This is a genomic window from Saccharothrix isguenensis, from assembly GCF_052936305.1.
This window is the reverse complement of sequence record NZ_CP193626.1, coordinates 4,213,845-4,238,903: the sequence shown is the minus strand read 5'-3', so window position 1 is coordinate 4,238,903 and position 25,059 is coordinate 4,213,845. Positions and strand designations below refer to the sequence as shown.

General features: G+C 71.3%; 22 protein-coding genes and 2 pseudogenes. 9 read left to right on the top strand and 15 right to left on the bottom strand.

The annotated features are described in order from the left end of the window. Window positions 1-4: 4 nt before the first annotated feature. A pseudogene (locus ACRAKI_RS19310) lies at window positions 5-839 on the top strand (IS5 family transposase). 140 nt (window positions 840-979) lie between these two features. On the opposite strand, the gene ACRAKI_RS19305 reads toward ACRAKI_RS19310, so the two are convergent. The 5 genes from ACRAKI_RS19305 to ACRAKI_RS19285 all read right to left on the bottom strand — a co-directional run bounded on the left by ACRAKI_RS19305 (window position 980) and on the right by ACRAKI_RS19285 (window position 8,126). Further along, entirely contained in the window at window positions 980-1,672 is a 693-nt protein-coding gene (locus tag ACRAKI_RS19305) for a FadR/GntR family transcriptional regulator (RefSeq protein WP_447001902.1), read from the bottom strand. 190 nt (window positions 1,673-1,862) lie between these two features. Then, window positions 1,863-5,210: a glycosyl hydrolase family 95 catalytic domain-containing protein gene (locus tag ACRAKI_RS19300; RefSeq protein ID WP_447001901.1), complete on the bottom strand. Its 3,348-nt coding sequence runs from the start codon at window positions 5,208-5,210 to the stop codon at window positions 1,863-1,865. 302 nt (window positions 5,211-5,512) lie between these two features. Further along, window positions 5,513-6,121 carry a hypothetical protein gene (locus ACRAKI_RS19295; protein ID WP_447001900.1) on the bottom strand — a complete coding sequence of 203 codons (609 nt, stop codon included), beginning with the start codon at window positions 6,119-6,121 and terminating at the stop codon, window positions 5,513-5,515. Then, window positions 6,118-7,392: a DUF7224 domain-containing protein gene (locus tag ACRAKI_RS19290; protein ID WP_447001899.1), complete on the bottom strand. Its 1,275-nt coding sequence runs from the start codon at window positions 7,390-7,392 to the stop codon at window positions 6,118-6,120. The genes ACRAKI_RS19295 and ACRAKI_RS19290 overlap by 4 nt, the downstream gene beginning before the upstream one ends. Next, window positions 7,389-8,126 carry an ABC transporter ATP-binding protein gene (locus ACRAKI_RS19285; protein WP_447001898.1) on the bottom strand — a complete coding sequence of 246 codons (738 nt, stop codon included), beginning with the start codon at window positions 8,124-8,126 and terminating at the stop codon, window positions 7,389-7,391. Before ACRAKI_RS19285 ends, ACRAKI_RS19290 begins: the two co-directional genes overlap by 4 nt. Before the next feature lie 389 nt (window positions 8,127-8,515). On the opposite strand from ACRAKI_RS19285, the gene ACRAKI_RS19280 reads away from it, so the two are divergent. After that, complete coding sequence (locus ACRAKI_RS19280) at window positions 8,516-9,451, top strand: ArsO family NAD(P)H-dependent flavin-containing monooxygenase (RefSeq protein WP_447008454.1); 936 nt, start codon at window positions 8,516-8,518, stop codon at window positions 9,449-9,451. Between the two features lie 156 nt (window positions 9,452-9,607). Here ACRAKI_RS19280 and ACRAKI_RS19275 read toward each other — a convergent pair whose 3' ends face one another. Continuing rightward, window positions 9,608-9,886 carry a pentapeptide repeat-containing protein gene (locus ACRAKI_RS19275; RefSeq protein ID WP_447001897.1) on the bottom strand — a complete coding sequence of 93 codons (279 nt, stop codon included), beginning with the start codon at window positions 9,884-9,886 and terminating at the stop codon, window positions 9,608-9,610. 259 nt (window positions 9,887-10,145) lie between these two features. Between ACRAKI_RS19275 and ACRAKI_RS19270 the strand changes: the two genes are divergently transcribed. Then, window positions 10,146-10,379, top strand: coding sequence for a hypothetical protein (locus ACRAKI_RS19270; protein ID WP_447001896.1), 234 nt, complete (start codon window positions 10,146-10,148; stop codon window positions 10,377-10,379). On the opposite strand, the gene ACRAKI_RS19265 is transcribed toward ACRAKI_RS19270, so the two are convergent. Continuing rightward, complete coding sequence (locus tag ACRAKI_RS19265; RefSeq protein ID WP_447001895.1) at window positions 10,376-10,654, bottom strand: nucleotidyltransferase domain-containing protein; 279 nt, start codon at window positions 10,652-10,654, stop codon at window positions 10,376-10,378. The genes ACRAKI_RS19270 and ACRAKI_RS19265 overlap by 4 nt on opposite strands. 282 nt (window positions 10,655-10,936) lie before the next feature. On the opposite strand from ACRAKI_RS19265, the gene ACRAKI_RS19260 reads away from it, so the two are divergent. The 4 genes from ACRAKI_RS19260 to ACRAKI_RS19245 all read left to right on the top strand — a co-directional run bounded on the left by ACRAKI_RS19260 (window position 10,937) and on the right by ACRAKI_RS19245 (window position 15,934). Next, window positions 10,937-12,070 carry an IS630 family transposase gene (locus ACRAKI_RS19260; protein ID WP_447001894.1) on the top strand — a complete coding sequence of 378 codons (1,134 nt, stop codon included), beginning with the start codon at window positions 10,937-10,939 and terminating at the stop codon, window positions 12,068-12,070. Between the two features lie 189 nt (window positions 12,071-12,259). After that, window positions 12,260-14,023 carry an ABC transporter ATP-binding protein gene (locus ACRAKI_RS19255; protein WP_447001893.1) on the top strand — a complete coding sequence of 588 codons (1,764 nt, stop codon included), beginning with the start codon at window positions 12,260-12,262 and terminating at the stop codon, window positions 14,021-14,023. 130 nt (window positions 14,024-14,153) lie between these two features. Next, window positions 14,154-14,996, top strand: a complete 843-nt coding sequence (locus ACRAKI_RS19250) for an MEDS domain-containing protein (protein ID WP_447001892.1) — start codon at window positions 14,154-14,156, stop codon at window positions 14,994-14,996. Window positions 14,997-15,001: 5 nt separating this feature from the next. Beyond that, window positions 15,002-15,934, top strand: a complete 933-nt coding sequence (locus ACRAKI_RS19245; RefSeq protein ID WP_447008453.1) for an anti-sigma factor RsbA family regulatory protein — start codon at window positions 15,002-15,004, stop codon at window positions 15,932-15,934. Here ACRAKI_RS19245 and ACRAKI_RS19240 read toward each other — a convergent pair. The 7 genes from ACRAKI_RS19240 to ACRAKI_RS19210 all read right to left on the bottom strand — a co-directional run bounded on the left by ACRAKI_RS19240 (window position 15,924) and on the right by ACRAKI_RS19210 (window position 23,151). Next, a complete protein-coding gene (locus ACRAKI_RS19240; protein WP_447001891.1) occupies window positions 15,924-17,102 on the bottom strand; it encodes a cytochrome P450 in 1,179 nt (392 codons plus the stop codon). The two genes, ACRAKI_RS19245 and ACRAKI_RS19240, sit on opposite strands and share 11 nt — an antisense overlap. A 68-nt stretch (window positions 17,103-17,170) precedes the next feature. Next, window positions 17,171-18,493: a M20/M25/M40 family metallo-hydrolase gene (locus ACRAKI_RS19235; RefSeq protein ID WP_447001890.1), complete on the bottom strand. Its 1,323-nt coding sequence runs from the start codon at window positions 18,491-18,493 to the stop codon at window positions 17,171-17,173. Window positions 18,494-18,724: 231 nt separating this feature from the next. Further along, the gene (locus tag ACRAKI_RS19230; RefSeq protein WP_447001889.1) at window positions 18,725-19,024 is read right to left on the bottom strand and encodes a DUF202 domain-containing protein; all 300 of its coding nucleotides are present in this window, start codon (window positions 19,022-19,024) and stop codon (window positions 18,725-18,727) included. Next, window positions 19,021-19,374 (bottom strand): YidH family protein, encoded by a 354-nt coding sequence (locus ACRAKI_RS19225; RefSeq protein WP_447001888.1) that lies wholly within the window; start codon window positions 19,372-19,374, stop codon window positions 19,021-19,023. Before ACRAKI_RS19225 ends, ACRAKI_RS19230 begins: the two co-directional genes overlap by 4 nt. 313 nt (window positions 19,375-19,687) lie before the next feature. After that, on the bottom strand, window positions 19,688-21,139 hold the full coding sequence (locus ACRAKI_RS19220; protein ID WP_447001887.1) for a glycoside hydrolase family 43 protein: 1,452 nt from the start codon (window positions 21,137-21,139) through the stop codon (window positions 19,688-19,690). Between the two features lie 12 nt (window positions 21,140-21,151). Beyond that, window positions 21,152-22,549 (bottom strand): family 43 glycosylhydrolase, encoded by a 1,398-nt coding sequence (locus tag ACRAKI_RS19215; RefSeq protein WP_447001886.1) that lies wholly within the window; start codon window positions 22,547-22,549, stop codon window positions 21,152-21,154. A 200-nt stretch (window positions 22,550-22,749) separates the two neighbouring features. Continuing rightward, window positions 22,750-23,151, bottom strand: a complete 402-nt coding sequence (locus ACRAKI_RS19210; protein WP_447001885.1) for a MerR family transcriptional regulator — start codon at window positions 23,149-23,151, stop codon at window positions 22,750-22,752. Between ACRAKI_RS19210 and ACRAKI_RS19205 the strand changes: the two are divergent. Beyond that, window positions 23,052-23,591 (top strand): annotated as a pseudogene (locus tag ACRAKI_RS19205) (class I SAM-dependent methyltransferase); the annotation flags it as partial. The gene ACRAKI_RS19210 and the pseudogene ACRAKI_RS19205 sit on opposite strands and share 100 nt — an antisense overlap. A 75-nt stretch (window positions 23,592-23,666) precedes the next feature. Here the strand turns inward: ACRAKI_RS19205 and ACRAKI_RS19200 are convergent. Further along, window positions 23,667-24,533, bottom strand: coding sequence for an NAD(P)-dependent oxidoreductase (locus tag ACRAKI_RS19200; protein WP_447001884.1), 867 nt, complete (start codon window positions 24,531-24,533; stop codon window positions 23,667-23,669). A 69-nt stretch (window positions 24,534-24,602) separates the two neighbouring features. On the opposite strand from ACRAKI_RS19200, the gene ACRAKI_RS19195 reads away from it, so the two are divergent. After that, window positions 24,603-24,965 carry a MerR family transcriptional regulator gene (locus tag ACRAKI_RS19195; RefSeq protein WP_447001883.1) on the top strand — a complete coding sequence of 121 codons (363 nt, stop codon included), beginning with the start codon at window positions 24,603-24,605 and terminating at the stop codon, window positions 24,963-24,965. Window positions 24,966-25,059 lie beyond the last annotated feature (94 nt).

Sequence of the window (25,059 nt, the reverse complement as noted above, 5' to 3'; positions counted from 1 at the left end):
GCCGTTGCTCCCCGGCCCGAAGCCTGGGCGGGGTGGCCGGTGGGGTGACCGTCGGCGGGTGGTCAACGGAATCCTGTGGCGGATGCGCACCGGCGCGCCCTGGCGGGTCCTGCCGGAGCGGTACGGGCCGTGGAAGACCTGTTACGAGCGTTATCGCCGGTGGGCCGTGGACGGGACGTGGGCGCGGGTGAAACGGCAGGTCCAGGGCCGCGCCGAGGCCGAGGGCGACAGCGACTGGGACGCGCAGGCCGACTCCACGATCGTGCGCGCCCACCAGCACGCGGCCGGCGCCCGAAAAGGGGGCTGACCCCGGAGCAATCCCGGGCAGCCCAGGGCCTGGGCCGGTCCCGGGGCGGCCTCACGTCCAAGATCCACACTATCGCGGACGGCCGGGGCCGTTCACTGGCCACCCGCACCACGCCCGGCCAGGCGGCGGACACCAGACAGTTGGAGGCGTTGCTGGAGGCCGTCGCCGTGCCCCGGCCCGGTGGTGTGGGCCGGCCCCGCAAGCGACCGAACTCGCTGACCGCCGACAAGGCCTGCGGCAGCAGGGCGAACCGGGCCTCGCTGCGGCGTCGGAAGATCCAGGCGGTGATTCCCCAGCGACGGGATCAGGTCGCCAACCGGCTGCGCAAGGGTCGGCCGGCGGACGGCGCCCGTCCTTCGACGCCGATGCCTACAAGCGGCGCAACCAGGTCGAACGGGGGTTCAACCGCCGCAAGCAATTCCGCGCGCTCGCGACCCGATACGACAAGCTCGCCCTGCACTGGCAGGCCACCAACGACATCGTCGAGACCATCGACTGGATCCGCGCCACACCCGACAAAACACAATCATGACCCGGCGGACACGCCGTAGCGGACCACCCGCCGACCGCTCGAACTCAGGGCGGGAACACGAGCCTGCGCCGTGTTCCCGCCCTGTCCCGTGCGTCCCGTGCGAGGCGCCGCCGTTCTCGCGGCGACCTCGCACCGCACGCCTATCCGCCCAGTGCCGGTGAGCCCACGGTGCTGCGCAACCACATCTCCACGCCGGCGATGTGCACCGTCGCCCACGACCGGGCCAGGTCGGGCTGCCGGGCCTCGATCGCCAGCAGGATCGCCAGGTGCTGCTCCCGGGTGCGCCGGACGGCGTCCTCCTCGGTGAGGCCACGCCAGATCCGCGCCCTGGCCGTGGGCCCGGAGATGCCTTCCAGCAGCGAGGACAGGACCGGGTTCGCCGAGCCCTCCGCGATCCGGCGGTGGAACTCCAGGTCGTTGGCCACCAGCTCCTCGACGCCCGCGTCCTCCGGCAGCGACTCCAGCGTCGCGCGCAGCGCCCGGACGTCCTCGTCCGGCATCGAGATCGCCGCCGTGGCGGTCGCCGCGGGTTCGAGGATGCGCCGCACTTCGAGGAAGTGCAGCACCGACGCGTCCTGGTGGAAGTCGACGATGAACCCCAGGGCGTCCAGCAGCAACGCGGGCTGGAGGCTGGTGACGTACGTGCCGTCGCCTTGGCGGACGTCGAGCACCCGGATCAACGACAGCGCCTTGACGGCCTCGCGCAGCGAGTTGCGGGACAGCCCGAGGCGTTCGGCGAGGTCTGCCTCGCGTGGCAGCTTGTCGCCGGGGCCCAGCTCACCGCTGACGATCATCCCCTTGATCTTCTCGATGGCTTCGTCGGTGACCGGCATCGGCTCAACTTCCTCGTCGGGACACGGAAGGTCTGCAGCATACTGACCGGTTCGCAGGATCTGACCGGCTCGCGTGGGGTCCGGCTCGACCACGGGAGCGGGACGTCAAGCGGCCCGGCTCGCGAAGGTGCGAGCCGGGCCGTGGCCGGTCACCTGCCGCCGTGGGTCGGTCGTCCCGGCGGTGTCGTGGTCAGCCGAAGGCGCGGGTGCGCCAGGCGCCTACTTCCTCGGCGGACAGCGCGTCCGGGATGATGGCGGCCCGGTCCAGGGCTCCGATGAGGCGTTGGCCGCCGGCCTGGTCGGCGGCGAAGCGGAGTTCCCGGGTGGCGCAGCCGTCGATGCCGTCCGCCGGCACCTGTGCCCCTCCGGCGCGGGCGCCGTCGACGTAGACGTCGATCCGGCCGTCGTCGGCCATCACGACGACCAGGTCGACGTAACGACCTGTCGGGACCACGGCGTCCGTGGTCACGTTCAGGCCCGCGCCGATGAACCGCACGTTGTTCGACGGTGTCAGGTCGATCAGCACACCGTCGGTGCCCGGGTCGCCGCCCGGCTGGAAGTCGAACAGGCGCCGGTAGTGGCCCGATCCGTCGACCTTCACCTCCGCGGCGAACGTCGCTTCCCGGAGGAAGCCGAGCGACGTGGGTTCCGTCCGCACGTAGGTCTGGCCGTCGAGCACCAGCCCGGAGCCCGAGGGCGCGTTCGGGTCGTACACCGCCGCGCCCACGACCGCGCCGTCGCGGTGGGCCGCGGAACGGTCCTCCACCACCGCGCCCGACGTGGCGTCCCACGCCACCAGCGGCGTGTCGGCCGGCGGCACCGCGCACGGGGGCGGCGGCTCGACGCGCGCGAAGGCGACACCGCTGGCGGTCCAACCGTCGCCGCTCAACGCCACCTCGATCCCTTGGGATGCCGCCGCGTCCGACGGCGGCGTCACGGTGAACGCGTACCTCTCGGAGCGCTCGGCGGGGATCGCGGGAACGGACTGCTGCGCCGGGGTGCTCGTCCAGCCCTCGGGGAGGGCCGGCGCCAGGGTCGCCCCGGGAAGGGCGGAGTCGAGTGCCGACACCGTGACCTCCACCTCGAACGGGGTGCCGCCCACGACCGTCGCGGGCACCGCCACCTTCACCGACGCCCCGGACAGGGCCATGTACTCGCGCTTCTTGGAGGCCTGGAAGGACATGGTGTTCCCGTCGCGCTGGAACCGCACGTCCCGACCGGTCTTGGCGTCGATCAGCCGGAAGCGGCCGGTGAACAGCTCGCTCGACACCTTCAGCTCACCGGACTGGCCGGGGTGCAGCGTGATCCTGGTCGGCACGCCTCCGGTCCACTCGGCGTCCACGGTCACGTCGCCGCGGGCGCGGAGCCCCTTGACCGAGCCCTCGGCCCAGAGATCGGGCAGCGCGGGCAGCACGTCGATCGAGCCGCCGTGGCTCTGGAGCAGCATCTCCGCGACCCCGGCGGTGGCGCCGAAGTTGCCGTCGAGCTGGAACGGTGGGTGGGTGTCCCACAAGTTGTCGAGGGTGCTGTTCTTGAGCAGCTCCTCCAGCATCTTGTGGGAGTGGTTGCCGTCCAGGAGGCGGGCCCAGAAGTTGACCTTCCACGCCTTGCTCCAGCCGGTGCCCCCGTCACCACGGGCCATCAGCGACACCTTGGCCGCCTCGACCAGCTCGGGGTCGTCCTTCGGCGTGATCTGGCGGCCGGGGTGCAGGGCGAACAGGTGGGACACGTGCCGGTGGTCGTTGTCCGGGTCGTCCCAGTCGCTCTTCCACTCCTGGAGCTGACCCCAGCTGCCGACCCGCAGGCCGGGGTCGAGCTTGGCGAGGACGTCGCCGGTGGATTTCACGGTCGCCTCGTCCCGCAGCGCCTGCGCGGCCTCGCGGGTGTTGGTGAACAGGTTCCACACGATCTGCTGGGACATCGACGTGCCCGCGGAGAAAGGGCCCTGCTCGGGCGAGAAGCTGGGGCTCACCACCAGCTTGCCGTCGCGCGGGTCGACGACCAGTTCGTCGAGCCAGAAGTCGGTCAGCGACTTCATGACCGGGTACGCGCGCTCACGCAGGAACTTCTCGTCCTTGGTGAACAGGTAGTGCTCGTAGTGGTGCTGGGCCAGCCAGGCGCCCGCCTCGGGGAACCAGAACGCGGTGGCCCAGTCGTGCACGCCGGTGAAGCCGAACGGGTTGGTCTCGTTGTTCACGACCCAGCCGTCGTTGCCGTACATCTCCTCGGCCGTCCTCGTGCCCGGCTCGACCAGGGCCTCCACGAAGTCGAACAGCGGCGCTGTGGTCTCCGAGAGGTTGGTGGTCTCGGCGGGCCAGTAGTTCATCTGCAGGTTGATGTTGGTGTGGTAGTCGGAGCTCCACGGCGGTGACGTGGAGTTGTTCCACACGCCCTGCAGGTTCGCCGGCAGCGCGCCTGTCCGGGACGAGCCGATCAGCAGGTACCGGCCGTACTGGAAGAACAGCGCCTCCAGCGCCTTGCTGTTCGCCGGGGACAGCGTCCCGGAGCGGTAGGCGCGCAGGAGTTCGTCGGTGGGGATGTCGGGCATCTCCTGCCCGATGTCCAGCGACACGCGGTCGAACAGGTCCCGGTGGTCGGACACGTGCGCGTCCCGCAGCGACCGGTAGCTCTTCCGGGCGGCCGAGTCGGTCCGCTTGGTGACCGCTCGGTGCGGGTCCTCCGTGCGGTACGTCGGGTACTGGTCGGAGTAGTCGGTCCCCGCGGCGAGGACCAGCACGACCTCGTCGGCGCCCGACACGGTGACCGAGCCGTCCGGGTTGTCGGTGCGGGTGCCGCCTTCGTTGCGCACCTGCACCTGCGACTCGAACCGCAGGTTGTTGTCGTCGAGGTTGCCCGCGAAGGTGATGCGGCCGTTGCTCGCGGTGCGCACGCCCGACCTGTTGTCCGGCGCGGTGATGGACACCGTGAAGCCGATCTGCCCCGACTTGTCCGCGGTGAACCGGCCGACGATCACGTCGTCGGCCGCCGAGGCGAAGTACTCGCGGGTGAACGTCGTGCCACCCGAGGTGTAGGTGACGCCCGCGGTCGCGTTGGCGATGTCCAGGCCGCGCCGGTAGTCCGTCACGTCCTGCGGCGCATCCGGTTGCGAGATCCGCAGGTCGCCGAAGGTCTGGTAGGCGCCGAAACCGGTCTTGCCCTGGCCCAGCACCGACGCGACCCAGTTCGGGTCCGCCTGGCCTTCGGCGGCGATCCGCTCCTGCACCTGCTTGATCGCGTCCGGCCGCGGCGTGCGCCAGTTGCCGAAGTCGTAGCCGGGCGAGCCGGGACCACCGGTCCACAGGGTCTTCTCGTTGAACTGCAGCTGTTCGTCCTGCACGCCGCCGAACACCGTCGCACCCAGCGCGCCGCTGCCGATGGGCAGCGACTGGGACTCCCAGTGGGTCGCCGGCTCGTCGTACCAGAGCGTGAGCCCCGCCGCCGATCCTGGTCGATCACCATCTTCGTCCGCGCCGCGGTCCGGGGACGAGGTGGCGGTGCCGGACGCGAGCACTGCCAGCGCCGTCGCCACACCCGTCACGGCGGTCGATCGCCGTGACGCTCTTCGTTGAACGCGCATGTTCGTACACCCATGTTTCGCCGTACGACAGGACGCGTCGAAGGTTAGAGATCGGATGTATCGTGCGTCAAGGATCTCGGTGACCTTGCGCTTGTCGTCAACCAGTCGATCAGTTTCGCGTTAGTCGTCGGAGGTGTTCAGGCGGTCTGGAGGGTGTCGCCGCTGCCGTGACCGCCGACCACTGCCGGTTTCCGGTCGGTTCGCGAGGTATGCGCCGGCGAGCCGACCGACCGCCACGACCGGGGTCACGGCGGCGGGTGGCGCTACTCGTGGGAGGTCACCTCATCACGGGGACCGCGCAGCACGAACAGCACCAGGCCGACCGCGCAGCAGGCGATCGCCGACACCATGGCGTTGCGGTCCCTCGCCTCTGCGAGGGCGAACGCCCACCACTGCGTCCGACTGCCGTCACCCGCACCTGATCGGACGCGTGAGCCGAACAGCAGGCAGGCCATGAGGTAGCAGAGGGGCAGTGTCCAGCTGCGCGTTGCTCCGGCCACTGTCGCCGCGACCAGCGCCATGCCCCCCAGGCCCAGGGTGTTGCGCAGTGCGGCCAGGCCGTCGGGCACCGAGGCGCAGGCGATGATCGCCGTGGCCAGGAGCGTGCCGGCCAGGGCCGCCCGTTGTGCGATGGGCGCGCGCGGTGCGACGTGGAACAGCGTGGTCGGTGTGCGACTGTGCAGTCCGATGGCGGAGGCGAGCACCAAGGGCAGCAACTGCCCCAACGGCACGCTGAGCCGGCGGGTGTCGGCCAACGAGGGGAGCGGGACGTGGTCGCCGCCGAACAGCAAGCCCACCAAGGCCGTCGCGCCGCACGTCGCCGCCAGTGCGGGCCAGCGATGGGCGCGCAGCCACAACCACGCGATGGTCACGGCAATGTCGGAGCGGGCGTGTCGCAGTCGCCGTGCGCTGCCACCAGTTCCCGGTACCACTGCCGTTGCCGCTCGACGGGACTGCTGGTCAACCGGTCGAGTCGGGGGGCCTGGTCGGGCGGGACGAGTTGGGCGGCGGACGCGTCCGGCGTCACCCGTTGCGCCAGCCAACCTCTCAGCAACGCGTCCGCTGTCGCGGCGGGATAGGGGCGCGAGCCGTTCCCCGTGGCCGCACAAGGGGGCGGCACGGGGAACAACAGGTCCTGGGCGATCGTGCGCACCATCGCGGGCCCGGTCATGCCGGGACGGACGGCGCCGATCCTCCGTGCGCCGATCGCCCGGACGTCGGTCCCCGGACGCAGGCCGTTCTCCAAGTAGAGCTGTGCCGGCTGACGGAGATCGGCGAAGAGCTCCCGGTACCGGATCACCGCGTCGATCCAGACGTCCACGTCGGCGGCGTGTTCCGGCCACATGCACACCGTTATCCCGTCACGGGTTCCACATGCCTCCGCCGTCGCCGCCCGCGCTTCCGTCAACTGCCCTCCGGTGCTGTGGATCAGGGTCACCGCGGCGACGGCGGTCACCGTCGCCGCGGCGGCGAGCGACAGGCGGCCGAGCAGCCGCGGCGAAGTCAGCACGGCGACAGCGGCCACGGCCAACGCGGTGACCCACAACCACTGTCCGGTCACGGTGGCCGGTATGGGCTGGGAGGCGACGTCGCAGCACTCCCGGTTGACCGTGCTCAGCCGGGAGATCAGGGGATCGGTGCTGGTGGAACCGAATGCCAGACCCAGCCAGACGGTGACCGCGATGACCGGTGCGGCCAGGTAGCGGGGCAGGTGGCGTCCGGCGGCGGCGCCGATCAGCACGGCCGCCACGACGCAGAACGGGCCCAGCAGCACCACCGACCAGTACGGTCCACCGCTGCCCCGGACGTTCACCGCCATCGTCACGAACGTGGCGGTCCACCCGGCGAGGCCGGCCAGCAGCGCACCGGCGCAGTTGAGCAACGACCAGGACATCGGCGAGCGCGGGTAGGTGCGCGTCAGCGACGGCGACGTGGTCCGGCGATCACGCGAGGCGTCCCAGGCCGCGAGCGCCGCCGTCAGCGGGACCAGGAGAACGCCGTGCTGCTGGAGTTGTCCCGACGTCCACCCCCAGTCCACGTACCAGGAACCGCCGCGACTGCCGGCGTAGACGCCCAGCAGCACCATGACGGGCACGGCCACGGGCGCGGTGCCGCGGCGCAGCGCGATCAGCAGCGGGCTCATCGATCGTCTCCTGCCTCGACCAGGGCGTCGTAGGCGGTGTCGATGTGGGCGGCCGTGTGGCCGCGTCCACCCGTGAACTCCTCCACCGTGCCGTCGAAGCGCACGGTGCCCGCGTCGAGCACCACGACGTGCTCCGCCATCGCGGCCACGTCTTCGGTGAGGTGCGTGCTGAGCACGACGGCGCGTTCCCGGCCGAGCGCGGGGACGAGGTCGTGCAGGCCACGGCGTTGGCGCGGGTCGAGCCCCACGGTCGGCTCGTCGAGCAGGAGCACCTCGGGCCGGTTGACGACGGCCTGGGCGATGCCGACCCGGCGGTGCATCCCACCGGACAGCTGCGAGATCCTGCTGTCCCGCCGGCGGCGCAGGTCGACCGCCTCCAGGGCGGAGTCCACCGCCTCGGCCCTGTCCCGCCGGGGGACCAGCCGTTGCCAAGCGGTGAGGGCCAGGAATTCCCCGACCGTCAGGTTGGCCGGGAGGGTGAAAGTCTGCGGGAGGAAACCCACCAGGGTCCGATAACGTTTCCGGTCACGGGCGCTGTCGATCCCGTCGACGCAGACGGAGCCGTGTCGGATCCGTAAAGCGGTCGACAGCAACCCCAGGAGTGTGCTTTTCCCCGCGCCATTGGGTCCGAGCACCGCTGTCACACCGGGTGGGAAATCCAGGTCGACCTCGTGCAACGCGGTCAATCCACCGTAGCGGTGCGATACTCCCCTGACCTGAACAGCGTCGACCACAGTTCTGTCCTTCACCCGACGACGTGCGGTGGCGGCCAACCCTAGCGGAACAGCCGGTGCGGGCACGGTCTTCCGTTCGACCTGGACCGGGAAGAGGCCGGGCGTTATCCGCACATTTCCGGGTCGGCCCGGTGCAGCTCTACGAGTTGTTCGCGCACCGGCCGGACCGTGACGTCGATCCCGATGGCGCCGGTGCCGTTCCAGTTCGTCCTCCAGCCCGCGCGACGGACGGGTCGCCCATGCTTTGACCGCCGACGCACCACTTTCGACACCGTGGCACGTCGTCAGCCCGGGGGGCCGGCTGAGCGTTCGACCGCAGCGCCGGTACGGTCGCGTACCGGGTCAGGTGCTCGGACTGGCCCGCTGGGCGACGCGAAGGTGGAACGGCGCTGAACGTCATCGTCATCGGCGGCGGCCAAGCGGGGCTCGCCGCCGGCTACTACCTGCGTCGCGCCGGGCTCGACTTCACCATCCTCGACGCCCAACCCGAACCGGGCGGCGCGTGGCTGCGCGGTTGGGACTCGCTGCGCCTGTTCTCCCCGGCCCGGCACAGCTCGCTGCCGGGGCGGCCGATGCCGCGCTTCCCGCACGAGGGCTACCCGACCGCCGACCATGTAGTGGACTACCTGGCCGCCTACGAGAAGCGGTACGAACTGCCGGTCGAGCGTTCGGTCCGGGTTCGTTCGGTGCGGCGCGTCGACGGCGGCTACGACGTGGACGGACGGTTCGCCGACGCCGTGATCAGCGCCACCGGCACGTGGTGGCGCCCGTTCATCCCCGCCGCCGCCAGTGGTCTGCACGGCCGCCAACTGCACACCGTCCACTACCGCGACCCACGCGAGTTCGCCGGGCAACGCGTGGTCGTGGTCGGCGGTGGCAACTCCGGCGCGCAGATCGCCGCCGATCTGGCCGACCACGTCGACCTGACCTGGATCACCCGCCGTCCGCCCCGCTACCTGCCCGACGAGATCGACGGCAAGGCCCTGTTCGACATCGCCACCCACCGGCCGGGCGTTGTCGGCGCGCTGGGCGACATCGTCGCCGTCCCACCCGTGCGCGACGCCCGGGACCGGGGGCTGCTCGTCGCCCGACCGCTGGACCGCCGGCTGGTGGCCGACGCCGACGTCGTCATCTGGTGCACCGGCTTCCGCCCCGCCCTCGACCACCTCACACCCCTGCACCTCCGCGACCGCGACGGCCACGTCCGCGCCGAACCCCGCCTCCGCCTGCTCGGCTACGGCGACTGGACCGGCCCCGCCTCGGCCACCCTGATCGGCGTCGGCCCCACCGCCAAGGCGGCAGTCGCGGACCTGGTCCGGACGTGACCGGGCGTCCGCGTGCCGCTGACCGCTGACGGTCAGCGGCACCACGCGTTGAACGTCCGCTCGTCGACGAGCACGCCGTCCACGACCGTTCGGTGGTTCCGCCGCACGCCGCAGAGGTCGACGCCGCACACGGCCGCGCCGGAGGGGTTCGCGCCTTCACGTCCATGCCCCAGACGGTCGCGGGTTTAGGTTCGCGCCGGTGAGGTCGGCGTCGCGGAACGTCACCCCGCTGGGGATCGCGTGGTGATGGTCCGAGCTGTCGAGGTCGGCGCCGCGCAGGTTCGCGTGGGCCAGGTTCGCGCGTGCCAGGCAGATGCCCGTCAGGTCCTTGGTGAACCGGTCGGTGAGCTGCCCCTGTTCGGTCACCGCGATCTGCGCACGGGTGGCCTCCAACGACAACCCGGTGAACATCACGCCGGCCACCGCCGCCAACACCGACGCGACTGCCGTCCATCTTCACGACCGGTCCCTGGGTGATCGCCGTCTCCGGCGACCGGTCGTGCGGTGCGGACGGGCGACCCGAGCGGCGGACCTCCTCGGTGCCACCGGACCTCGCGGGCGGGGTGTGGGATAGCGGCTCACCGCACCAGATCGGCACGGAGGGCGTCGAGACCGGGACCGCGAACGCGCCTCGGCGCCGCCCGGGTGGCCGCCTCCACCGCCCGCCGTTCGCCGGTAGCGCGCCCGGTTCGGCGTGGACCGGCGGCTGGTGCTGCCGGCCTTCGAGACCGGCCCGACCCAGCTGTGGAGCGTCCCGCGCCGCAGGCGGTACGGCCCGCTGCTGGGCGGGATGGCCCTCGACGTCGTGCTGCTCGCCGCCCAGCCGACCGGGCGGCTGCTGATCCACACGGGGGTGTGGTCGGCGGCGGACAGGCACGAAACGGTGTGGTGCTCGATCGAGCCGGTGACGAAGCACGTTGCCGGTTAGGCGAACGGGCGCTCCAGGTCCAGCGAGGACTGGGTGGCACTTCCACCGGACGCGAAGGCCAAGGGGTGCAGGTCGGTCTCGCGTCCCTTCGCGTCCGTGACGACGAAACGCGCGGGGCACCAGCCGAGCGATTCGCCGGAGCCGGCTTCGGCGAGAGTCGCGACGACGGTCGGCTCCTGCTCGTGGCGGTGCATGACGTCCAGGTCCCGGTGCGGTCGGGTCTGCCTCCCCAGCAGGGCGTCGATGCCCCAGCCGCCACCGACCGGACGTCGCACCCGGCCTTCCGGAGCAGGCCTGGGATCTCCGGCACGTCGTCGCCGGTCGCGGCGGTCAGTCCTCTCGCTGTCCCGGAACGGGGGCCTACGAGCCGGTCTCCGTTCCGCGCACGGCCTTTCCTGCTCTCCGGGATGAACGCCGGCCTCGGTGGGGATCTCACGGCCGCGCACCGGCGGCAGCGCGGCGGAGACCGACTAGTGCCGCATCAGGCAACGTTCGCCCTGACCTGACACGCCGCTCGGGTCCTGTTCCGGGCGGTGCGTGTCCGTCAGGCTGGGTGAGTGGCAGATCGGGTACGTGTCCGCGAGATCGATGACGGCGAGGGCAGGCGCCTGCTACGGATCGTCCGCCGGGGTACCGGGTCGGTGGTGACCTGGCGGCGGGCGCAGATGGTGCTGTTGTCCGCGCAGGGCATGCCGGTGGCGAGGATCGCCGATGTGACGTTCACCAGCGCGGACCGGGTCCGGGACGTGATCCACAACTTCAACACCGACGGTTTCGACTCGCTGTATCCGAAGTACAAGGGCGGCCGGCCGAAGACGTTCACGCTGCCCGAGCGCCGCGAGATCAAGAAGATCGCCAAGTCCGGGCCGGTCGAGCACGGCCTGCCGTTCTCGACCTGGAGCCTGGCCAAACTGGCCGACTTCCTGGTCGCCGAGGGGGTGGTCGACGACATCAGCCACGAGGGCCTGCGCATCCTGCTCCGCGAGGAAGGCGTCACCTTTCAACGCGTGAAGACCTGGAAGACCTCCCGCGACCCGGACTACGAGGCGAAGAAGGCACGGGTGGAACACCTGTATGCGATCGCCGACGGCGAGGTCGTCCCCGAGGCGGGCGAACCGGAGGTGGTGTTCTGCCTGGACGAGTTCGGGCCGCTCAACCTCCAGCCCCATCCCGGCCGGCAGTGGACCGAACGCGGCGGCAGGCACAAGGACCCCGACCGCGGGCCCAGACCACGGCGGCGGGCGACCTACACCCGCCCGCACGGGGTCCGGCACCTGTTCGCCGCCTACGACCTGGCCGCGGACAAGCTCTACGGCCACATCAAGAAAACCAAGAACCGGACGAAGTTCCTGGAGTTCTGCCGCTACCTGCGCACGCTGCACCCGCCGACGGTCCGCCTGGCGATCGTGTGCGACAACTACGCCCCGCACCTGACCACCAGGGTCGACCGGCGCGTGGGCGAGTGGGCCGAGGCCAACAACGTCGAGATCGCCTACACCCCGACCAACTCGTCGTGGCTCAACCGCATCGAGGCCCAGTTCACGGCCCTGCGCTACTTCACCCTCGACGGCACCGACCACCCCAGCCACAAAGAGCAGGGCAGCATGATCCGCCGCTACATCATCTGGCGAAACAAACACGCCCAGGACGAACACCTACGCGCAGTCGTCAACAGGGCGAACGTTGCCTGATGCGGCACTAGCGGGTGCGGGCGCTGGTGTCCGCAGGGTCGCCGCCCACCTCGATGACGGCGCAGCGGGGCGGGTAGGTGGGCAGGCGGCTTGACACTGCCGGCACGCCTCCGGACAATCAGGAAAGCGCTTTCCAGCCACAAGGGCCGGGGCGGTCGACCCGGCCGGCGATGAAGGGACCACCGCTCAGTGACCTCGTCCGACACTCCGCGAGGACACGACCTGGGCGAAGGACCCTTTCGTGCCCTGGGTCACCTGTTCCGCCCCCATCGGTGGCGGCTGAGCGGCGCGCTGGCCGTCTTCGTCGTCAAGCACAGCCCGGTCTGGCTGCTCCCGCTGGTGACGGCCACCATCGTCGACACGGTGGTGCAGCGCCTGCCGTTGGCCGGGATGTGGGTGGCGACCGGTGTGATCATGCTGATCCTGGTGGTCAACTACCCGTTGCACCTGTTCTACGTCCGTCTGCTGCACGGGAGCGTGCGGCGGGCGGGGACGGAGCTGCGGTCCGCGTTGTGCACCCGGCTGCAGGAGCTGTCGATCGGCTACCACAACCGGACCAGCGCGGGCGTGCTCCAGGCGAAGGTCGTCCGTGACGTCGAGACGGTCGAGCAGATGGTGCAGCAGACGACCGACACCGGGATGGGCGCGGCCACGGTCCTGATCGGCGGCTTGGCGGTCGTCGGCGTCCGCGCGCCGGAGTTCCTGCCGCTGCTGCTGGTGATCGTGCCGCTGGCGTCCTTGGTGGTGCTGCGCGTGCGATCGTCCCTGCGCGACCGCAACGAGGTGTTCCGCCAGGACGTCGAGCACCTGGCGGCCCGGGTGAACGAGATGACCCGGCTGATCCCGGTCACCCGCGCGCACGGTCTGGAGGGCCACGCCCTGGGCCGGATGGACGACACGCTGCGGAGGGTCCTGGCGTCGGGTTTGCGGCTGGACCTGCTCAACGGCCGGGTGGCCTCGCTGTCGTGGGTCTTCCTCAACATCCTGGGCGTGCTCTTCCTGACCGGCTCGGCCCTGATCGCCTACTACGGCGTCTGGGGCATCACGGCGGGCGACGTCGTCATGCTCAGCGCCTTCCTGACCACGTCCACCACGTCGTTGGCCACCCTGATGGCCCTGGCGCCGGTGATCTCCAAGGGGCTGGAGTCGGTCCGCTCCACGAGCGAGGTGCTGCGCGTCCCCGCTCTGGAGGACAACGAGGGCAAGGCCGAGGTCACCGGGGTCGGCGGGGCCGTGGAGTTCGAGGCCGTGGGTCACGCCTACGACCGGAGCGGCCGGGCGGCGGTGCGGGATTTCACCCTCTCCGTCGCGCCGGGAGAGACGATCGCGCTGGTCGGCCCGTCCGGGGCGGGCAAGTCCACGGTCCTCAACCTGCTCATCGGCTTCATCCGCCCCACGTCCGGCCGGATCCTGCTGGACGGCGTCGACATGGCGGGGCTGGACCTGCGCACCTACCGGCGCTTCATCTCGGTCGTGCCGCAGGAGCCGATCCTGTTCGACGGCACCGTCCGCGAGAACGTCGCCTTCGGCATGCCCGACGCCGACGACGCCGCGATCAGGGCGGCCCTGCGCGACGCCAACGCCCTCGACTTCGTGGACCACCTGCCGGACGGGCTGGAGACGTCGGTCGCCGACCGCGGCACCCACCTGTCCGGCGGCCAACGACAACGCCTGGTCATCGCCCGCGCCCTGCTCCGCAACCCCCGCCTGCTGATCCTGGACGAGGCCACCTCCGCCCTGGACACCCACTCCGAGGCCCAGGTCCAGCAGGCGTTGGCCAGGCTGGTCCGCGGCCGGACAACTTTCGTGGTCGCGCACCGGCTGTCCACCATCCAGGACGCCGACCGCATCGTCGTCATGCAGGACGGCTCGATCCAGGAGATCGGCTCCCACGACGAGCTGCTGCGCGGCGACGGGCCGTACTCCCGGCTGCACGCCGGCCGCCCGGCCTGAACGCTCGTCCGGGCACCGGGCGACCACCCGGACGCGCCGCGGATCGTCACCGCGGACGTTCTGATCGGCGACGTCCCGGCCACTACCCACCGATGGGTGAATGGCCGGGGGTGCCGTTAAGCTGGTGGGCGTGCGGAGATCCGGGCTGGTGGACGACGGGCGCGGATTCGGTCCTCACGACCACGTGTGCTGGCGGTACGACGACGCGGGGGACTTCCGCGACCAAGCCCGCGCATTCCTCTCCGAAGGACTCGCCATGGGGTACTGCGTCCGGTACATCGGCACCGGCGACGTCGACGCCCTGGACGCGGACCTGGACGGGATCGAGGGCATCGAAGAGGCGCGGCGGACCGGTGCCGCGCAGGTCATGTCACTGGACGCCGCCTACCCGGTCGGCACGGTGATCGGGGCCGCCGCGCAGGTCCGGACCTACACCGAGGCCACCGAGGCGGCCTTGGCCGCGGGGTTCGCCGGTCTCCGCGTCGTCGCCGACTGCAGCGCGTTGGTGCGCACGCCCGACCAGTTGGCGGCCTTCGCCCGCTACGAACACGAGATCGACCACTGCATGACCGAACGACCCCTCTCGGCGATGTGCGCCTACTCCGTCGCGGAGGTGGACGACCAGGCGTTCGCGCAGGTCGCCTGCATGCACCCGAACACCAACAGCCCGCTTCCCGGCTTCAGGCTGCACGCCGCCGATGACCGGGTGACCGTCCTGCGGGGCGAGGTGGACCCGACCGACGGCGAGCTGTTCGCCCTGGCCCTGGAACGGGCCGACCTCCGTCCCCGCCGCGGACGGCTGGTGTTCGACGCCACCGACCTGACCTTCGTCGACCACCGCAGCTTGCTGCGCCTGGCACGGCACGCCGCCGACCGCGGTGCGTCCGTGGTGCTGCGCGCGGCCTGGCCCGGCGTGGCCACGCTGGTGGACCTGCTCGACCTGGACAACGTCCTGGTGGAGCGTGCCGCGTGACGATCATGAACGTGCCGCCCCTGGGTGCTTTCGTGCACCCCGCGGTGTTCTACGCCTCCGACGAGGAGTACCTGGAACTGCTCGTGCCCTTCGTCACCGACGGCCTGGAACAGGGTCACCCGGTCGCCGCGGCCGTGCCCGGTCGCCGGCTGGAGCTGCTGCGCGACGCCCTCGGTGGAGCGTCCGACGACGTGCTGCTGCTCGACATGGAGGTCGAGGGCCGCAACCCGGGCCGGATCATCCCCGCCGTGCTGCGCCGGTTCGCCGACAGACACCCCGCGGAGCACGCCCGCATCATCGGCGAGCCGATCTGGGCCGGTCGCAGCGACGTCGAGTACCCCGCCTGCGCGCAGCACGAAGCCCTGATCAACCTCGCCTTCGCCGGGCGCGACGTCACGATCGCCTGCCCGTACGACACCGCCTCGCTCGACGACCACGTGCTGACCGACGCGCTCGCCACCCACCCGTTGGTGTGGGAGACCACCCGCCGCTACGACAGCGACCACTACGCCCCGGACGCCGTCGTGAGCCGCTACAACGAGTCCCTGGACACCGCTCCGGACGCCGTGGTCCTCCAGATCGCCACGACCGGCCTCCGCGAAGCCCGCCGTTTCGCCGTCGAACAGGCACAACACCTCGGCCTCCCCGCCGGGCGGGCGGCCGACCTGGCGCTGATCACCACCGAACTGGTGGGCAACAGCCTCCGGCACACCGGCGGCGACTGCCGGCTGAGCATCTGGCGGGACGGGCTCCACCTGGTCTGCACGGTCCAGGACGGCGGCCACCTGGCCGACCCCCTGGCCGGCCGCCGACCGGCGCCCCCGGACCAGGAAGGCGGGCGCGGCCTGCTGATGATCAACCAGCTGGCCGATCTCGTCCGGACCCACGCCACTCCGCACGGCACGACGATCCACGCCTTCCTGCGCATCACCCGCTGACGCGGTGCCGGTGAGGTGGAACTCCGCTCCCACCAGCGGTGACCCGGGGTTCGACGTGGACCGGTAGGCGGTCGAGGCCGCGCTGGGTGCCCGTGGGCCGTCGGACCGGTGCGCCCGCCGAGGCGATCTCCCGCACGTCGGCGAACGCACCCAGCAAGGCCAGCAGCACGTGCTTGCCCAGGTGGCCGCCGAAGCACGAGTGCGTGCCGCGCCCCAGACCCAGGTGGGGGTTGGGGGACCGGGTGAAGCGCGCCTCGTCCGGATCGGGGAACACCTCCGGGTCGCGGTTGGCGGCGGCGAGCACGGTGATCACGACGTCGCCCCGCCGCAGGCGGTTGCCACGCAGCTCCACGTCGGCCTTGCAGTGCCTGCTGACCACCTGCACGGGACCGACCAGCCGCACCAGCTCCTCCACCGCCCGGCCGTCCAGCGCGGACAGCTCCGCGCCGGTGCGGGCGCCGTGCGCCAGCAACCACTCCACCGCGTTGCCCAGCAGGTTGGCCGTGGTCGAGTAGCCGGCGTCGAACACCGCGCGCAGCGAGTTGCGCAGGACGTGGTCGCGCGCCGGGACCTGCGCGAGCACGCCGTCAGGCCGAGCGTCGGCACGCCACGCGTCGATCATGGTGTTGAGCGTTTCGCGCGCGGCCAGTGACGGGGCGCGCCGGGCGGGGTCCAGACCGGAGTCCATGCCCAGCACCAACGTGCGCGACGCGGTCCGCAGCCGGTCGTGGTCTGCGGGCACGGGGACGCCGTAGAGGTCGCAGACGGCTCGCAGCGCGAGGGGTTCGGCGATGTCGGTGACGAAGTCGACCGGACCGTCCAGCCCGGCCAGCAGCTCGCTCGCGGCGTGGCGCACGCCCTCGGCCCAGCCGGTGATCTCGCGGCGGCGCACGGCGTCGAGGAACAGGTGGCGGATGGCGGTGTGCTCGGGCGGGTCCAGGGTCTGCACGCTCAGCACGGTGTCGGGTATCGGCTTGCCCAGGGCGCGCGGGTCCGAGCCGAAGACGGCGGTGTCCTTGAGCACCCGCGTGCAGTCGTCGTGGCGGGTGAGCACCCAGGCGCCGAGCTGGTCGTGCCGGTGCACGGGGTCTTCCGCGCGCAGTCTGGCGTAGACGGCGTGCGGATCGGCGAGCATGGTTTCCGACAGGGGCGCGAACACGCCGGTCACCTGGTCCTCCTCGTGGTGGTGGTGGGACGCGGCGGGCGCGCCCCACCACGATCACGACTCAGCGGCTGCTAGTGGGGGTAGTCCACGGTGGCCACCTCCTCCCGGTTCGACAGGGTGTCGTCTACGGCGAACCAGCCCACGGCCCAGGCCATCGCCCGCATCGCCTCGCCCAGCGCACCGACGTGCACGTTCGACAGGTCGTCGCAGGGCTGGTGGTAGCACGGGTCGTAGGGCTGTCCCGCGGTGCCGCCGAACACGGCGGCCTCCTCGGGCGTCTTAATGCCCCGCACCCCGCCGAACGCGCCGCCGACGGGGATCCCCGCGCGGGCGAACGGCTCCTGGTCGGAGCGGATGTCACCGAGGTCCGCGGTGCGGAAGGGCAGCCGTTGCAGTCGGTAGCCCTGTGACAGCACGGCTTCCACGGTGCCCGACCCGGGCGGCCCGGCCGGTGCGCCGGTGTCGGGGTGGTCGCTGTCGTCGCCGTCGACCACGAACCGGACGAAGTTCGGCGACGCGATCAGCTCCCAGTTGAGGTAGAGCCGGATCGCGGCCAACTCCCGCGGCGTGCGGGTGGCGACGTAGTGCGTGGAGCCGATGTTGATCAGCTCTTCGGCGCCCCAGAAGGCGAACCGCACCTTGTTCGGCACGCGGTGCTGGTGCGGCGCGAGGCGCGCGGCGGTCTCCAGGAGCGCCGAGACGCTGGTGGCGTTGTCGTTGATCCCCGGGCCGTCCGCGCCGCTGTCGAGGTGGGCTCCCGCCATCACCACGTGGTCGGCGCGTCCGCCGGAGGTCTCGGCGAACACGTTCACCGTGGTGCTGTCGACGGCGTGGCCGCTCAGGCGCAGCACGCCGTGGCCGGACAGGGACTCCGCCACGCGCACGCTGGTGAACGCGACAGGCAGGACCGCGCCCGAGGCCTGCCGCCGGATGATGGCGTCGACGGCCGGCGTGACGTCGTAGACGACCAGTGCCCGCACCCCGGCGGTCTGTGCCGCGACGGTCTTGGCCGCGGTGGTGCAGGCGCCCGAGGGCGCGACGGCGATGGCGGTGCCGGCCGGGTAGTCGGCCGGGGCGCACCCCGCGTCCGCCGCGCGGGCGATCGTGCCGTCGACGTCGGCGGACAGCCCGTACTGGGCCATGAGCACCCGGGCCGCCCCCTGGTCGGTGGTCAGTGATTCGGTGTCGGCGGTGAAGGAGCGGAATGGCACCGATTGCTCGGTGATCCGGTACCCGGCGCGCTCCAGCAGCTGTTTCACGTGCGCGCGTGATTTCTCGAACCCCGGCGTCCCGGCCTCCCGGTTGCCGCCGCTGGTGCGGGCCGCGAGGTCGAAAGCGCGCACCGACGACATCGCGTCACGGGTGCTGACGGAACCGGCCAGTGATCGCGCCAACCAGCTCGTTCCCGGTTCCGCGGCAGCCGGTACGGGAACGGTCAAGGTGAGCAGAACGATGAGCACAATGGTGCGCATGAGTCCCCCGGAAATGACCCCTAATACCTGTGTGGCATTTCGTCGTCATCTCTTCCGGAGGCTACTGCGCCAATAGGGAGAGCGCAACCGGATGGAAATTCCTCATTGTGGGGAATTGATTCCGGGTCGGGGGTAATGGTCTTGCCCGGGGAATCACAGCACCAGGGCGGTGGCGGACAGGCAGGCGAGCGTGGTGAGGAGACCGACCACTCGGGACAGGCGGCCGGAACCGGGTTCCGCCCGCGACTCCTGTCGACCGGTGCCGGCGCCCCGCCACATCGCCACGACCGCGACCACCGCGATGAGCACGCCGGGCACCACGCGGACGCCCCATCCGGCGCGGGCCGCCGACTGGAGCAGGAACGCCGAGCACGCCGCCGCGCTGAACGCCGTGCGCCGCCAAGCCAGGTCGGTGCGCTCGGGTTGCAGACCGGGATCACGCGCATCGCTCATCCGACGACCACCAGGATCCCCGCGGTCACCGTCACGACCAGCACGCCGATGGCCAGCACCAGCATGACCCGGCTGCCCGGCAACGGCTGCCCGGCACGCATCGCCCGCTGGACCGCCCGCCACCGTGGGTAGCTGGTCGCCGCCAACACCGCCGCCAGCGCGATGCACATCAGGCCGAGCAGCAGCGTCGCACCGGGGAACGCGAACGGCGGCAACAACTGCCCGACCGCCACACCGCCCGCGAGCAGCCCCAGCGCCGTCCGGATCCACGCCAGGAAAGTCCGCTCGTTGGCCAGCGTGAACCGGTAATCCGGCTCACGGTCCGGCGACCGCTCCGGCTCGCCGTGCATCGACCCTCCGCGTCGTCCTCCGTCGCACACCCGCCGACCGCCTCGTGGCGGCCCACGCCGGCAGGCTAGCCGCACGCGGGTCACTGCACCGCACGAGCGCCGCAACCGGCCGAATCGGCTCGACCTGGACACCGGGCGACGCTGGACTGCCGCAGCACACCACGAGCCGTGGTGCCGGTATCCCGGGAAGGCAGCCGCAGCGAGGGAGATCCGTTCCACGACCGACGCGGACCTGTCCCCGGACGTGGGCGACACGAGAGGGGTGGGCGCGGTGCGCGCCCACCCCTCCGGGTGTGTCAGGTAGTCGGTCGTGTCAGCTGGTCAGTCGGAAGGTGGCGTCGGAGCGTCCGGTGGCGTCGGTGATCGGGTCGAGCCTCAACTGGTAGGCGTAGTGCCGGATGTACCGGTCGGGGTGGTTGTAGGACTGGAACGACGACCAGGACGACGAAGCGAGCCCGGCGACTTGGCGGAACGTGGCGTCGGCCTTGAACGTCGCGGAGCCGTCGTCGGTGGCGAGCGCGAAGTCGTAGTCGCTGTGCCGCAGGTAGTAGCCGGGGAAGTTGACCGACTGGAACGACACGGTCCCCGACCCCGCCAGACCTGGCACCACGCGGAACTGGGCGTCCTGGGCCGGGCTCACGTTCGGGTCGATGCGCACGTCGAAGTCGGCGTGGCGGACGTACCGGTCCTGGAAGTTGTACGACTGGATGCGGTTGACCTGGGCGCTGGTGCCCCACCTGGCCAGCACGCGGCTCTCCTCGGCCCCGGTCAGGTTGAGGATCGAGCCGTGGCGCTTGCGCGTGGCGCCGAGGCTGTACCCGGTGACGTTCTGGAAGTTGCGGGTGCTGCCGAGGTTGGTCGAGGTGATCGGCATGTACCCCCGCCCGGTGGCGTACTGGTCGAGCCACAGCGCCCACTGGTTGCGGCCGTTGAACTGCATCCACATCGGGCCTTCGACCACGTTGCCGCCGCCCGTGCCGTTGGAGATGCCCATGTGCGACAGGTTGCCGATGGTGGTCCACGAGCCGAGGATCGAGTTGCTGCCCTCGACGGTGATGTGACCGTCGGCGGAGGCGCGGTAGAAGCGGTAGCCGCCCACGCTCGCGGGTGACTCGATGATCTGGGTGTCGATGATGCCCTGGCCCGTGCCCCGGTCGATGTAGAGCACCGGCGAGGTGAACGAGCGGAAGTCACGGGTGCGCACGTAGTAGATCCGGTGCTTCTTGACGCCGTTGAGGGTCGCGTTCGTGGCCCAGTAGACGACGTAGTCGCCCGACGCGGGGTCGTAGATCGCCTCCGGCGCCCAGGCGTTGCCCGCGCCGGAGATCCCGGCCGCCACGTTGAGGAGGCGTGGCGCGGACCAGTTGACCAGGTCGGTGGACTCCCACACGACCAGCGACGTGCTGCCGCGGTTGGCCGCGTCGGACCACGACGTGCCGCTGCCGATGCGCAGGTCGGTGGCGATGATCCAGTACCGGTCGCCCGCGGGGGAGCGGAGCAGCGCGGGGTCGCGCACGCCACGGGTGCCCACGGTGGACAGGAGCACGGGTGCGCCGTTGTTCAGGTCGGTCCAGTTCAGGCCGTCGCGGCTGTGCGCGAGGTAGATCTGCTCACCGTTGGCGTGCTCGCCGGTGAAGTGCGCCATCAGGTAGCCGGTGAACGGTTCCAGCGCCTCGGCCCGCTTGTCGGTCGTCACCGACCAGGTGGTGAAGAGCATGGTCACGGCGGCGAGCAGCGCGGCGAGTCTTGTCGGTGTTCGTGGCATGGGTTCCTCGTGTCACAGCGTCGGGACGATCGGACTGATGGTGCCGTCGGCGTTGAACGTCATGCGGTCGACGGTCACCTCGCGGTTGGTGCCGTTGCCGGCGGGCACCGCGAAGCGGTGGTAGGCGATGTGCCAGGTGTCGCTGTCGGGCGCCTTGACCACGGAGTGGTGGCCGGGGCCCTTGATGCCGAGCTCCAGGCGCTTCTGGAGCACGATGCCGCGCTTGGTCCACGGGCCGAGCGGGGACGTTCCGGTGGCGTAGGCGACGCGGTAGTCCTCGTCGCGGGTGTCGTTCTCCGACCACATGAAGTAGTAGGTGCCGTTGCGCTTGAACACGAACGCCGCCTCGCGGTAGCCGCTCGGGGTGATGGTGCGGACCTTGGCCGGGTCGAAGGAGGTCATGTCGGCGTTGAGCGGGACGACGTGCGCGGCCCCGTTGCCCCAGTACAGGTAGGACTGACCGGTGTCGTCGGTGAACACCATCGGGTCGATGGTCTGCCCCGAGTACGCGCCCGAGCGGATCAGCGGCCTGCCCAGCGCGTCGCGGAACGGACCGGTGGGGGAGTCCGACACCGCGACGCCGAGGTGCTTGCCCGTGTCGCCGGATGCCGCGCCGCCGCTGAAGTACAGGTAGTAGCGGCCGTTCTTGGCCACCACGGCGGGCGCCCAGGCCGAGTTGTCGGCCCAGGAGACGTCGGGGCCGTGGTCCAGGATGACGCCGTGGTCCGTCCAGTTCACCAGGTCGGTGGAGGAGAACGCCTTGTAGTACGGCGAAGACCAGCCCGCGTACCCGTCCGTGGTCGGGTAGAGGTAGTAGCGGCCGTTGAAGTTCGTGATGTGCGGGTCGGCGTACAGGCCTGGGATGACCGGGCCCTTGGTGGTCTTCGGGGTCCACGGCGCGGTGAGCCGGAACGAGCTGTCGGCGCGGAACTGGGCGGTGTCCTGGTAGGGGTCCACCCACAGCTCGAAGTTGCGGTGCCGCAGTCGGTGGCCGGGGCGGTTGACCGGGGCGAGCGACACCGAGCCGGTGACCGATCCGGTGGTGGCGCAGAAGGTGGCGTCCTCGCGGAACTGCGCCGTGCCGGTGTTGGCTTCCAGGCGCACGCGCCAGTCCGAGTGCCGCAGGAACTGCCCGTTGGCCGCCTGGAAGGAGTAGCACGACGGCGAGGCCAAACCTGAGGTGACGGTGACGGTGGCGTCCAGCTTGACCTGCGCCGAACTGGCGGACGTCACGGGGTCCAACAGGCCCAGGTAGTCCCTGTGCCGGAGGTAGCGGCCGGGGAAGTTCACCGACTCCAGCGACCGCGCACCGGTGGGCAGTTCGGCCGCGTTCGCGGGCGTGGCGGACAGCAGGAGCGTGGAGGAGGTGACGAGGCACAACACCGCGGAGGTGGTCGTTCGTCGACGCATGGATCACTCCGATCGTGTTCGGGAGCGGGTGCGGTCGCGCCGAGGCGGTGGGCAGGTCGGTGTGACCGCCGCCACGTCATGTGAACGCTAACAGGCCAGATCGTTCATGTTCAAGATGCGCTGGCGCCATGGTCCTGCGATAGCGGTTGCGCCGATCAGTGCTCCGGCTGTGGGTGCTGTTATCGCTCACACGGCCGGATCTAGCCGGGGATGCGGGCGGCGATCCTCGCCTGGAAGTCCGCGCACGCGGTGATGTCCTCGGCCTCGCAGCCCATCGCGTGCCCCAGCACCGACAGGGAGGCCTGGAGCGCGGCGATCCGCTCGGCCAGCCGGTCGTGGTGCTCGCGGAAGAGGGCGCGTCGGGTCGGACGGTCGGCGGTGGCGGCGAACAGCAGCCGGACCTGGTCGAGGCCCAGCCCGGCGTCCTTGGCGAGCAGGATCATCGCGATCCGCGCCTCGTCCGCCGGTCCGTAGCGCCGCCGGCCGTTCGCGTGGCGTCGCGGTGCGAGCAGCCCCACGTCCTCCCGGTGCCGCAGCACGTGCGTGGCCAGACCGAACCGGTCGGCCGGCTCGCCGATCGACGACTCCTCGCTTGACTTCATGTCGACATGAACTTGCACAGTCGGCGGTGTTGTCGACCACGTCGACCACCGGCAACTGCCGTCGACCACGCGAGGAGGACCAAGTGCCCGACCGCTCCCGAACCGGCTACTTCGACCGGAGGCGCAGCACGTCCTACGACCGGCGGGCCCGTCGCGCGCTCGGCGGCCTGTACCGGCACGTCGCCGCCGACGTCGCCGCGCTCGCGCCACCGGACGCCGTGGTGCTCGACATCGGCACAGGGCCGGGGCAACTGCTGCGCGAGATCGCGGCCCGTCGCACGGACGTGGTGCTCGGCGGTGTCGACCTGTCCGCCGACATGGTCGACATCGCCGAGGCCGCCGCCGGGGACGTGTCGTCACGGATCACGTTCCAGGTCGCGGACGTGGCCGCCCTGCCCCACCTCGACGACAGCGTCGACCTGGTCGTCTCGACGTTGAGCATGCACGAGTGGCCGGACCGGCGGCGGGCGGTCGCCGAGCTGGGGCGGGTGCTGCGGAGGGTCTCACCGCGCGGCTCACGGCTTGCGGAACTGCTCCACCAGCGCCACGTAACCGCCGGCGCCGTGGCCTGCGGTCGCGGCTCGCTCGGCCAGTGCCTTGACGAGCTTCGGCAGTTCGGCGTTGATCCCGAGCGACTCGCTCTCCTCGACCACGTGCGCCATCGCCGCCAGGTGGGTGTCGATGGTGCCGTCGTCGGCCGGGTAGGTGCCGCCGCTGTCGGCCTGCTGCGCGTAGCCGGGCAGCCAGCCGGCCACCGTGTCGATCGCAGTCCGGGCGATGGGGAGGTACGCCGTGGCGGACACGCCGGCCGTGCCGAGGATCGCGGCGCCGTTGAGGAAACCGTTCAGCATGCCCCACATGAGGATGAGCGTGGCCATCTCGTGCGTGGCCGACAGCCCGGGGTCGTCACCGAGGTGGAGGCCCGTGCCGAGCTTGCCCAGCGTCGACTCGTGGGCGTCGTACAGCGGTCGTGGCCCGCTGTAGGCGAGCACGGCCTCGGCCGTGCCGACGGCCTCGGGGACGGCCATGATCCCGCCGTCGAGGTAGCCGCCGCCGCGACGTGCCACCTCCTCGGCGAGCCTCCGGGCACGAGTGGGCGTGCCCGAGGTCAGGTTCACCACGACCCGGCCGTCGAGCGGTCCGTCGAGGACGTCCGCCACGGCGTCGTAGTCCGACACGCAGACCACCACGAGCGGGGCGGCCGCGATCGCCGCCGCCGGAGACCCGGCGAGCGTCGCGCCCCGGGCCACGAGGTCGTCGGCCTTGGCCGCCGTGCGGTTCCACACGGTCGTCGGGTGTCCCGCGCGCAGGAACGCGCCGGCGAGGGCGCCGCCCATCAGCCCGAGACCCAGAACCGTGACGGGTGTGCCGGTGTGCACCATGTGCTCCTCCTCTGATCGGTGGCACAATCGTCAACGTTCACACCGGTATGAAGGTCAAGGGGAATTCGCGTGCTGATCGGGGAGCTCAGTCGACGGGCCGGCGTGAACGCGCACCAACTGCGGTACTACGAGGCGCAGGGCCTGCTGGTGTCCGACCGTCGCGGCAACGGCTACCGCGAGTACGGTGACGACGCCGTGCTGGTGGTGACCCAGATCAGGAAACTGCTCGACGCCGGGCTGTCGACCCAGGAGATCGGGTACCTCCGACCGTGCGTCACCGGCGAGGCCCCCGACCTCAAGCCCTGCCCGGAGACCCTGGACCTGCTGCGGGCCCGCATCACCGGGCTGGACGAGCAGATCGACACGCTCATCCGGTCCCGCCGGACACTGCGGGAGTACCTGGCGGCCACGGAACGGCGGCTGGCCGGCTGACCACGCCCGAAGCGCGAGGGGTTCCCTGAGGACGCGGTCGACCTCCCGCGCACGTCCCGTTCCTGTCCTGCCATCGGCCCACCCACGACGACAC

What these genes read in the sequence shown, in the direction of transcription:
- ACRAKI_RS19225 (WP_447001888.1), bottom strand. Translation starts at nt 19,374, where the DNA reads ATGCACGGCGAGCCGGAGCGGTCGCCGGACCGTGAGCCGGATTACCGG.
- ACRAKI_RS19290 (WP_447001899.1), bottom strand. Translation starts at nt 7,392, where the DNA reads ATGAGCCCGCTGCTGATCGCGCTGCGCCGCGGCACCGCGCCCGTGGCC.
- ACRAKI_RS19210 (WP_447001885.1), bottom strand. Translation starts at nt 23,151, where the DNA reads ATGAAGTCAAGCGAGGAGTCGTCGATCGGCGAGCCGGCCGACCGGTTC.
- ACRAKI_RS19305 (WP_447001902.1), bottom strand. Translation starts at nt 1,672, where the DNA reads ATGCCGGTCACCGACGAAGCCATCGAGAAGATCAAGGGGATGATCGTC.
- ACRAKI_RS19215 (WP_447001886.1), bottom strand. Translation starts at nt 22,549, where the DNA reads ATGCGTCGACGAACGACCACCTCCGCGGTGTTGTGCCTCGTCACCTCC.
- ACRAKI_RS19230 (WP_447001889.1), bottom strand. Translation starts at nt 19,024, where the DNA reads ATGAGCGATGCGCGTGATCCCGGTCTGCAACCCGAGCGCACCGACCTG.
- ACRAKI_RS19200 (WP_447001884.1), bottom strand. Translation starts at nt 24,533, where the DNA reads ATGGTGCACACCGGCACACCCGTCACGGTTCTGGGTCTCGGGCTGATG.
- ACRAKI_RS19245 (WP_447008453.1), top strand. Translation starts at nt 15,002, where the DNA reads ATGAACGTGCCGCCCCTGGGTGCTTTCGTGCACCCCGCGGTGTTCTAC.
- ACRAKI_RS19220 (WP_447001887.1), bottom strand. Translation starts at nt 21,139, where the DNA reads ATGCCACGAACACCGACAAGACTCGCCGCGCTGCTCGCCGCCGTGACC.